Genomic DNA, 9,648 nt, shown 5'->3' on the forward strand with positions numbered 1-9,648 from the left:
TGGCGTCGCTCATCGCCGCCGGGCTCGACGGGATCAAGACCGGCGCCGATCCGGGCGAACCGGTCCGCGAGGACATCTACGAGTTCGACGACGAGAAGCGCCGGGAGTACGGCATCGAGACGCTGCCGCCGAACCTCGGCGCCGCCGTCGACGCGCTGGAATCGGACGAGGTGCTCCAGGACGCGCTCGGTCCGCACACCTCAGAGAAGTTCGCCGAGGCGAAGTCCCAGGAGTTCAGCGAGTACCTCACCCAGGTCTCGCAGTGGGAGGAGGACCGCTACCTGGAGACGTTCTGAGGCGACGTCGCGGCGCGATCTGCGGTCCTCTCGTCCCGTCCGGCTTCTCGGGGACGCGAGGCGGAACCTCACGTCTTCAGTCCTGAGTCACCGACTTGTCGGAGAGCGTGCCCGACTGGGCGCTACAGCTTCCCGCGAGCGACTGGGACCGGGGGGAGTCGGTTTCCGACGCGCGCTCGCCGAGCCCGTCGGCCGTCCCGTTGGCAACGCGGTGGTAGATGCGACGGTGGTCGGCGCCGACCTGGTCGAAGCTGTTGGCTCGCTTGTACCGCGCGATGCTCTCCGCGAGCCGCTCACGGCGGGCGTCGTCCTCGAGCAACGACCGGACGCGCTCCTCGAGCGCCTCCGTGTCCTCGACGTCGACCGTCTCGGGCACGCCCCACTCGTCTTCGATGCGCCGGAAGTAATCGACGTCGCTGGCCAGGACGGGGAGCTCCCGGGTTGCACAGGAGTTGAACGTCCCGCTCTGAGAGACGACGCGGTAGGGGAGGACGGCGAGGTCGGGCGCTGCCAGCGCCGTCCAGTACGCCTCGTCGTCGAGGACGCCCGTGACGGTCACGTTCTCCGGCGCCTCCTCGCGGATCTGCTCGGCGAACTCGAAGTCCGCCCCCTTCGGTCGTGCGCCGCCCGCGATCATGAACTCGTACTCGGGCAGCGCGCGGGCCAGCTCGACGAAGATATCGTGGCCCTTCGGCGGTCGGACGAACCCCGGAATCGCGACGACGTCGTCGTCGGAGTCGAAGCCGAACGCGCGCTTCGCCTCGGCCGCGTTCGATTCTCCCGGGACCTCGGTGTTGACGCCGTGTGAGAGGACGCTGTACCCGTCGTCGTCGACGCCGACGTCTGCCAGAAACTTCGAGGCGCAGTCCGGAGACAGGAAGATCAGGTGAGCCGTCCCCGTCGCTAGGAGCTTGTGCATCAAGAGCAGGTACAGCCGGACCGAGAACGGCGATTCGTCCGGCTCCGGGTTCAGGACGGAGTGCATCGTGACGACGACGCGTTTCGACCGAAGGCGGGAGAACAGGAACAACAGCGGGAAGAAGACCAGGCCCATGACCCCGGGAAACTTGCTCCCGTCGCGCCGGAACAGCCCGTACTCGTGCTGGACGTGGATGACGTCTCCCGTCCCGCGGACGGCCTGAACGGCGAGAGAGAGGAAGTCACCGAGCGATCGGTCCTCCTGTGCGATGTGAACGAACTCCGACTCGATACCGTCGATTCCGGCCAAGAGATCGCGCGTGTACGTCCCGATCCCGCACGAGCCGTCTCCCGGCGTGGCGGCCATCGTGACGCTCACGTCCGTCGGCCGAGTCGACGCTGCGGCCGCTGTATCGGTGTCCTGGGGCGAATATGTAGTGCTCATTGGTATGGATGCCACCGACCCGGATTCGCAGGTCTGAATCCCACCCGATTCTCACTCGGGCATCCAGACGCTGATCCCCACGGGGTCGCGGTATTCCGGGTAGGACTGCCGCATGTATTGTAATTAGTAGCGTTCACGAGGTTGACCGTTCTTACTCGATCCGTCGAGCGGCGGTTTCACGAGACGACGGTCGCGAGGGGGAGATCCGACGATCGCCGGGTCGGACTCGGCCAACTCGGCGATCGGCAGATCGGGACCGGCCGGCGGAAGCGCTGATCCCCGCGTATGCTGATCGTACCGACTCCTCCTCGCCGGTAGGCTCGGCGAACGAGTAGCGACGCGGCCCTCCCGAGCGAGACGGTTCCGCGACGGAACTGACACGCAAACGGCCGTAACGGACACGTACACGCAGGTAACCTGTAAAAAGCCATATGAATTAACACCCTCCTAATCGGAATATGGGAATCCTACCAGAGGCGAACCACACCGGAGGTCGGCGTTTCGAACGACTGAGAGCCCCGTTCGCGGCGACCGCCCGCCGGGGAGGGCTGTGACGATGGCCGAGTTCGACGTCGCGTTCATCGGGACGGGTGCCAACCCGGACGAGCCGTCGGTCGACGGGTTCGCGATGGCGTACCGTCACGCCGCGGCCTACGAGAAACTGGACGACTGCCGTCTCGTCGGCGCGGCCGACATCGTCCGCGAGAACGCCGAGGCGTTCGCGGAGGAGTACGACATCTCCGCAGACGGGGTGTTCGAAGACTACGAGGCGATGTTGGCCGAGCTCGAGCCCGACATCGTGAGCGTGTGTACGCCGCCCGCGACCCACGCCGACCTCGTCGTCGGCACCGCCGAGAGCGGCGTCGTCGAGGCCATCCACTGCGAGAAGCCGATGGCCCTGACGTGGGGTGGCGCCCGGCGCATGGCCCGCGTCTGTGAAGAACGAGACGTACGGCTCACGTTCAACCACATGCGCCGCTTCGGGAAGCCGTTCCGGGTCGCCAAACGGGAGCTGGACGCCGGCGCCATCGGCGACCTGCGCCGCATCGAGTACAGCTGGGGCAACTTCTACGACAACGGCACCCACGCGGTCGACATGTGCAACTACTTCAACGACGAGCAGCCCGCGACGTGGGTCATCGCTCAGCTCGACTACACCGAGGAGGACGTCCGCTTCGGGACCCACAACGAGAACCAGGTGCTGGCCTGCTGGGAATACGAGAACGGCGTCTTCGGCATGGCCGCGACGGGTCCGGCCGAGGCCGTCGCCGAGGGCGACTGGCGCCTCGTCGGCAGCGACGGATTCATGGACGTCCACCTGACGGAGAAGCTCGCCGTCGAGGTGTTCAGCACCCACTCCGACGCCTGCGTAGAGCACGCGTTCGAGGAGATGGTTCCGGGAGAGACCTCCACGATCGACCTCGCGATCGCGGACGTCGTGGCGGCCCTCGCGGAGGGACGCCCCTCGGAGCTCTGCGCGGCGAACGCGCTCAACGCCACCGAGATCATCTTCGCCGGCTACGAGTCCGCCCGCCGCCGCGGTCGGGTCGACCTCCCGCTGGAGGTCGACGACAACGCGCTGGAGTCGATGGTCGACGACGGCCAGCTCTCTCCCGCCCCGTCCGACGACTGAGACGGCCTCGCTACGCTCCCGCGTCGCGGACGGCTTCGACCGTCTGCTCGACGGCCGGCGTCGGGTCTCTCGCGTCGGCTTCGTACTCGATCACGAGCGGCTGTTCGAACGACGTCTCCGCGTCGAGCAGGTCGAGCAGTTCCGTCAGGTCGATCCGTCCGGTCCCGGGGACCGCCTCCGTCTCCTCGTCGACGAAGTCCTTCAGATGCAACGCCAGCACCCGGTCGCCCAGGCGCGGGATGACCTCGCCGGGCTCCTCCCCCGACCGGAGGAAGTGCCCGGTGTCGACGCACGCCCCCAAGCGCGGGTCGTCGGTCTCCTCGAGGACGCTCGCCACCTCGTCGACCGTCGAGTACGTCGCGTCGGGGCCGTGGTTGTGGATCGCCAGGTCGAGGTCGAACTCCGAAGCGACAGAGAGGAGCGTCTCTCGGACCGCCCGGTCGTCGGGCGGAAACTCCAGCGAACAGTAGTCGCCCCCGAGCCGGTCGACCAGTTCGAAGGTCGACCGAATCCGTCCCTCGTCGTCGTCCTCGAAGGAGACGACGCCGTAGCCGCAAACGTCTAGGCCTGCGCCGGCGAGTCCCTCTCGGACGCGCTCGACCGTCTCGGCGCTGGCGTCGGGCTGTACGTGGACGTCGCACAGCTCGATGGCGGAGACGTCGGTGTCCGAGAGCTCGTCGCAGATCGCGGGCACGTCGAACTCCCGGTAGGTGAAGCTCTGGACGCCGACCTCGTACCGGCCGATGGTGTCGTCGGGGGAGGCGTTCATCTGCTCGCTCCGGACCGGGACGCGGTGCGCCGGGTGGTGGGGCCGTCCGATCGGTTCATTGGCAGTGACAACCGCCGGTGAGCCTTAGTTAACAGCGGTCTATCGTGGTAAGGCGCTCCGGAACGCCCCGGCGTCGACGTTCGTGATACCGACAGACACCTCGCCCGCGGTCGTTTCGCCGACGGTTTCGACGTTGTCGCCGACGTAGGCCGCGTCAATGTGCGTCGTGACCGTCGCGTCGTGACGCCACAGCGTCCCGTCGACGTTCGCGCCGTAGAGGGTTCCGAAGCGGTTGATACCGCAGTCGTCGCCGAGCAGGCGGACGCCGTCCTCGCAGGCCTCGACGTTGAGCCACTCGACGACGTTCGCCATCGAGTAGCCCGAGAGCCGGAGCGACCGCCCGCGTCGGCTGCTCGTCGAGCCCCTGAGTCCGCCGAACTGGAACTGCCGGAGATCCAGGGCGGTGCCCCCGACCGTGTTGTGGACGCCGAAGTGATCGGTGTTGAGGACGTGATTGAGCCGACAGGCGCCCGTCGCGTCCGGCGAGCCGTTGTTCGTCGCGAGCGACAGCGTGCAGCTGTTGTACGCGTCAGCGAAGTCGTCTCGGCCGACGCGAACGAGAACGCCGTCGCGGTGGCCCTGAAACCCGACGCCCGTGATCTCGACGTAGAACAGGTCGCTCCCGTCGGAGTCGACGATCGAGAACCCGTCGCCGGCGCCGCGCCCGAGATCCAGCACGCTCGTGCCCATCCCCCCGCCGCGGATCGCGAAGGAGTCTCCGGCGCCCTCGTATTCGGCGAGGTCCACCGTCGTCGGTTCGCAGTCGTGCGTTCCCGGCGGGACCCAGATCACGCCGCCGCCGCGCTCGTCGAGTCGCCGGAACGCGTCGTGCCAGTCTCCGTCTCGGAGCGCGACGACTCCGGATAGCTCGGTCATGTCGCCGACCTCTCCGCCGAGTCTGAAGACTATACAGCGCCTATACGGGACCGCACCCCGGGAAAGCGTCGCTTATGTCGGCTCTCGACGGCCGGGAATCGTATCGGACGGCCGCGCGAGCACGCGAAGGGGGTCGGGGGCCGCGGGGACACACGCGGCGGGTTACAAAGACCGACCCCGGCCTGTGGCGCCGTATGCAAACCGCGATCACCGGCGCGGCCGGGGCGGTCGGCCGCGTCGTCGCTGAGGCGTTCGACGAGACCGAGCGGATCCTGCTCACTCACAGCGAACACGAGGACGTCGACGGCGAGCTGTTGGACGCCACGGACCGGGACGCGTTCGACGCTGCCGTCGCGGGCGCGGACGCGCTCGTCCACCTGGCCTGGGACCCGGCGGACCGGGACGCGTGGGACGGGGGAGACGAGACGAACGTCCGGATGGCCGCCAACGCGTTCGATGCCGCCCTCGAGGCCGGCGTCGACAGAGTCGTGATGGCGAGCTCGGTCCACGCGTTCGGGCTGTACGACCGCGACGACCCCGCCGAGTTCGAGGCGCTGGTCGAGCGGCCGACGACGACGGTCCGCCCCGACACGCCGCCGCGACCGGACTCGTACTACGGCGTCGCCAAGGTCGCCGTCGAGGGGCTCTGCCGGTTCTACGCCGACCGCCACGGCCTGGACGTCGTCGCCGTCCGCATCGGCTGGCTGATGGACGAGACGGAGCTGCGGGAGACGGCCGACGGCGCGGACGCGCGCCACCGCTTCGCCCGCGCGACGTGGCTCAGTCCACGGGACTGCCGGGCGCTCTTCCGGGCCGCAGTCGAGCACCCGCTCGACGGGTCACCGGTGGTCGCACACGGTGTCTCCCGCAACAGCGACCGGCACCTCTCGCTGACCGAGACGATGCAGCGGCTCGGCTACCGACCGAGCGACGACGCGGCGGCCGTGCTCGACGGATGAGCGATCCCCGCATACCCCGCGCCGACCGCGGCAGCGGACCTCCGCGGAACAGCCGACGGGATCGGTCCCGTTCGTCGGGTCGACAGGCGTGAACGCGAGCACCGCGTCAGAGCCGCTCAGCTCCGACCGATCACCGGTTCCCAGACACGTTCGGGGATCGCCGGCAACGCGACGATCGCGACGACCGCCGCGGTGGTCGCGACCAGCGTGACGACGAGCGAGTCGGAGAGCGCGTACGCGCCGACCCAGAGCGCGCCGGCGACCGCGAGCGTCGGCAGCGCGACCCGGGCCTGAACCGTGGGCTCGTCGCCGTCGACGAGCTGCCAGCCGACCACCCCGCCGGCGCCGGTGGCGATGCCGATTCCCGCCTCGACCACCTCGCTCGTGTGACCGCCGGCGGCCGCGACGCCGGCCGCGGCGACCGAGACGACCGCGGCCAGCAGGAACGCTGGCGTGGGATCGAGGTCGGCGGTCGGCCCGCGGTGCGCCGGCGCGGTCGAACCCCAGCGGAATCGGGCGTCGCCCGCGAACCACAGCGCGACGACGACCGCTCCGCCGCCGACCAACAGGCCCGCGAGCACGTCGACGAGGTAGTGGACCTCGATGATCACCCGCGAGGCCGCCACGGCGACGGCGACGGCGGCCGCGGCGAGGAGGCGTCGACGGCGGTTCCACGCGCGGTCGTACAGCAGCGCCATCGCGCCGTACGCCGCCGCGGCGCCGGTGGCGTGGCCGCTCGGGAAGCCGAAGCCGTCCGAGAGCACCTGCGCCTCGTACCACGCCGACAGCAGGCCCGGAAGCCACGTCGGCACGTCGGCGGGCCCCATCGCGCCCGGCGGCCGGGGGACCGCGAACCACGCCTTCCCGAGCGCGACGGCGGCGTACGCGCAGGTGACGGCCGCGATCGCGGTCGCGCCGGCGCGGCGCGGGGAGGCCGTGAGCCGGTCGCCGCCGAACCAGTAGCCGATCGCCAGCAGGCCGAACAGGAACCACGGGTCCGCGAGGTGGGTGACCGCCGCGAAGACGACGACGACGATCTCGGGGAGCGCGTCGACGAGGGCGATCTCGCCGACCCCGCGCTCCGCGGAGACGAGTCCCGTCACGGTCCGGTCAGTCGTCCCCCCGGTCACGGGCGTAATCGAGCGCCTTACCGGGCGTCTCGAGCAGGTTGAGGCCGATACCGACGACGATGAAGAGCGTGTACAGTCCGAGCGTCGACAGTCCCAAGATCAGCATCGCGGCGATGGCGTAGAGCCCGTCGAGGAAGGAGAAGGCGCCGAGGATGAGCGCCGTCCCGTACAGCAGCACGAGGTACGGCCCCCACCCGCGGGCGTGTCCGCGTCGCATCCGCGCGCGGACGTAGCGTTTCAGCTCCGACTCCACCGCGGGCTTGTCGACGGTGCGGCGCTCGACGTCGTCCTCGAACGCGTCGAACTCCGCTCGCAGTCGCTCGACCTCCTCCTCGAGCGCCGAGACGTCCGGCGCCCCCTTCGGTCGCCCCTCGTCGCCGGCGTCGCCCGCGCCGTCCGACTCGCCGTTCATATCCGTGGGTCGGTCGCGGTCGTGTTGTAACTGCCGGTCCGGGGCGTCGTCGAGCGCGGTCGACCCGCCCCCGAGGCCGGCGCCGCTCGCGGGGGCAGTCCTGTCGCGGCCGGCGAGTACGACGTTGACGACCCCGCCGATCACGACGACGACGGCGGCGAGGTAGAGCCACGTGACGAGCAGCAAGATCCCGCCGATGACGCCGTACACCTGGTACTGACCGGCGCTCGCGGCGTACAGCTGGAAGCCGGCCTGCAGCAGCGTCCATCCGACGGCGGCGACGGCCGCGCCGGGAATGGCCTCTCGAATCCCGATCGCGGGGTCGGGGAGCACGTAGTACATCGGGAGGAACACGACCGCGAGAAACGCCGGTAGCACGAGAATGCTCGCCACCCCTACCGCCGGGATCGCGTCGGCGGCGGCGACGAACGCGCCGACGATCACCATCACGCCGATCCCCACGCCGATGGCGAGGACGACCGAGGCGGCGTCGGTGAGCTGTTTCAGGAAGTCCGGCGGATCCTTGAGGCCGTACAGCTCGGCGAACGCCGTGTCGAGGCCCCGAAACACCTTCAGCGTCGACCAGAGCAGCACCACGACGCCGAGCACGCTCGCACCGGTCCGCCCGCCCGCGGAGGAAATCGCGGTGGCGACTGCCTCCTCGCCGGCGGGCGTGAGGAACTCCCCGGCGCTCGTGACCAGCTCGGTGGCGATGGCCTCGCCGAAGACGGCGGTCGCGATGACGACGAGCAGCAGGAGCGCGGGGATGAGCGAGACGAACGCGTAGTAGGCGATCGCGGCGGCGAGGAACGTCACCTGTCGGTCGATCGCGACGTCGACGACGCGCCGGGCCGTACCGAAGGCGGTGGACGGGCGTGGAGGCACACCCCGTACTTCGGGGGATAGAGACAAAAACGGAAAGGGTGCGATCGAGACGCGATGGGGGATGAGCCGCGTCGAGGGAGCGGTCGACGCGGTCAGTTCGCGGCGCCGGTCCCTCCGTCCGGATCGTCGGCGTCGACTGCATCCTCCGAGCCGTCCAGAACCGCCGCCCGCATCTCCGGGATCGACGCCGTGCTCTTGACCGCGGTGCCCCGGTAGTGCGCGCGGCTGGCCTCGTACCCGGCCGCGCGGAGGCGGTCGACGAACTCGTCCATGCCGATGGCGGGCTCGCCCCACGCCTTGTACAGCCGGTGCTGGTCGTAGTGCGTGGGGGTGTCGAGCTCGCGGGCGACGGTCCCGAGCAGCTTGCGGGCGCGCTTCGCTTCGCCCATGTCGTCGGTGACGCGGCGTCGAACCGCGCGGGCGAAGTCGGCGTCGGCGACGGCCCCGAGCCAGAGCGGTCCGGCGGTGAGCACGCGGTCGCCCCCGCAGACGGGACAGGTCTCGACCGGGTCGGCGATCAGCCCGCGGGTCGGCTCGCGCCAGAGGCAGTCCTCGCAGTTGTCCACGTGCCCGAGCTCGTCGATGCAGGCGTCGGCCGCCCGCGCGCCGGACTCCAGTTCGAGGTAGGTCCGCGCGTAGTGCCGGGAGACGTGCGAGACGATCGGGCGGGCCGCCTTGTCGTAGCGGGCCGCGGTCCGGACCAGCGCGGAGATCAGCGTGCGGAGCCCCATCTCGGGGTGGTAGTCCGTGTTTCGCGGGACGGCGCCGTACTTGCGGATCCCGCTGTTGAGGTGCGCGCCGCAGAGCGGGGCGGTGTCGGTCGCGGTGACGCAGACCAGGTCGCGCGCGTTCGCGAGCGCGGCGTCCGCGAAGGGGATCGGCGTCCCGTACGGGTCCAGGTCGACGACGTCAAAGACGCTCTCGTACAGCAGCGCGTTGACGTCGCGGTGGACCGTCTCTCCGTCCAGGTCGTTGGCGGCGAGGTTCTCGGCCGCGAGGTCGACGGCGTCGGAGTCGACGTCGGCGCAGGTGACGTCGTACCCCTCGGCAGCGGCGCGGACCCCTCGGACTCCGGAGGCCGCCATCGCGTCGAGATACGACGCCGCGCGCGGCTCGCGCTCGCGGTACGCGCGCAGCACCGCGACGGTGACGTCGCGGTTCAGCTCCTGGGTCGGGTTGAAGAAGACCCCGCCGCCGGTGCCCTCGCTGGCCCCGTCGCGAGCCTCGGGGACGGAGACGGTGAGACCGCCCTCCTCGATGTCCAT

8 protein-coding genes and 1 pseudogene are annotated in these 9,648 nt (G+C 70.1%); 3 read left to right on the forward strand and 6 right to left on the reverse strand.

Going from position 1 to position 9,648, the window contains the following annotated elements:
- Positions 1-296 (forward strand): annotated as a pseudogene (locus U4E84_RS15340) (glutamine synthetase); the annotation flags it as partial.
- A 76-nt stretch (positions 297-372) separates the two neighbouring features.
- Here the strand turns inward: U4E84_RS15340 and U4E84_RS15345 are convergent.
- Positions 373-1,659 carry a glycosyltransferase gene (locus U4E84_RS15345; protein WP_322532993.1) on the reverse strand — a complete coding sequence of 429 codons (1,287 nt, stop codon included), beginning with the start codon at positions 1,657-1,659 and terminating at the stop codon, positions 373-375.
- A 556-nt stretch (positions 1,660-2,215) separates the two neighbouring features.
- On the opposite strand from U4E84_RS15345, the gene U4E84_RS15350 reads away from it, so the two are divergent.
- Positions 2,216-3,292, forward strand: coding sequence for a Gfo/Idh/MocA family oxidoreductase (locus U4E84_RS15350; RefSeq protein ID WP_322532994.1), 1,077 nt, complete (start codon positions 2,216-2,218; stop codon positions 3,290-3,292).
- Between the two features lie 10 nt (positions 3,293-3,302).
- On the opposite strand, the gene U4E84_RS15355 is transcribed toward U4E84_RS15350, so the two are convergent.
- Complete coding sequence (locus U4E84_RS15355; RefSeq protein ID WP_322532995.1) at positions 3,303-4,061, reverse strand: sugar phosphate isomerase/epimerase; 759 nt, start codon at positions 4,059-4,061, stop codon at positions 3,303-3,305.
- 99 nt (positions 4,062-4,160) lie between these two features.
- The gene (locus tag U4E84_RS15360) at positions 4,161-4,997 is read right to left on the reverse strand and encodes a hypothetical protein (RefSeq protein ID WP_322532996.1); all 837 of its coding nucleotides are present in this window, start codon (positions 4,995-4,997) and stop codon (positions 4,161-4,163) included.
- Positions 4,998-5,191: 194 nt separating this feature from the next.
- Here U4E84_RS15360 and U4E84_RS15365 point away from each other — a divergent pair, with 194 nt between their 5' ends.
- On the forward strand, positions 5,192-5,956 hold the full coding sequence (locus U4E84_RS15365; RefSeq protein ID WP_322532997.1) for an NAD(P)-dependent oxidoreductase: 765 nt from the start codon (positions 5,192-5,194) through the stop codon (positions 5,954-5,956).
- A 116-nt stretch (positions 5,957-6,072) separates the two neighbouring features.
- Here U4E84_RS15365 and U4E84_RS15370 read toward each other — a convergent pair whose 3' ends face one another.
- The 3 genes from U4E84_RS15370 to U4E84_RS15380 all read right to left on the reverse strand — a co-directional run bounded on the left by U4E84_RS15370 (position 6,073) and on the right by U4E84_RS15380 (position 9,648).
- Positions 6,073-7,059 (reverse strand): phosphatase PAP2 family protein, encoded by a 987-nt coding sequence (locus U4E84_RS15370; protein ID WP_322532998.1) that lies wholly within the window; start codon positions 7,057-7,059, stop codon positions 6,073-6,075.
- Between the two features lie 7 nt (positions 7,060-7,066).
- On the reverse strand, positions 7,067-8,383 hold the full coding sequence (locus U4E84_RS15375) for a YihY/virulence factor BrkB family protein (protein WP_322532999.1): 1,317 nt from the start codon (positions 8,381-8,383) through the stop codon (positions 7,067-7,069).
- A gap of 92 nt (positions 8,384-8,475) precedes the next feature.
- Complete coding sequence (locus U4E84_RS15380; protein ID WP_322533000.1) at positions 8,476-9,648, reverse strand: tRNA (guanine(26)-N(2))-dimethyltransferase; 1,173 nt, start codon at positions 9,646-9,648, stop codon at positions 8,476-8,478.

Origin of the sequence: Halorubrum sp. AD140 (genome assembly GCF_034497445.1) — an archaeon.
Classification (GTDB): Archaea; Halobacteriota; Halobacteria; order Halobacteriales; family Haloferacaceae; genus Halorubrum.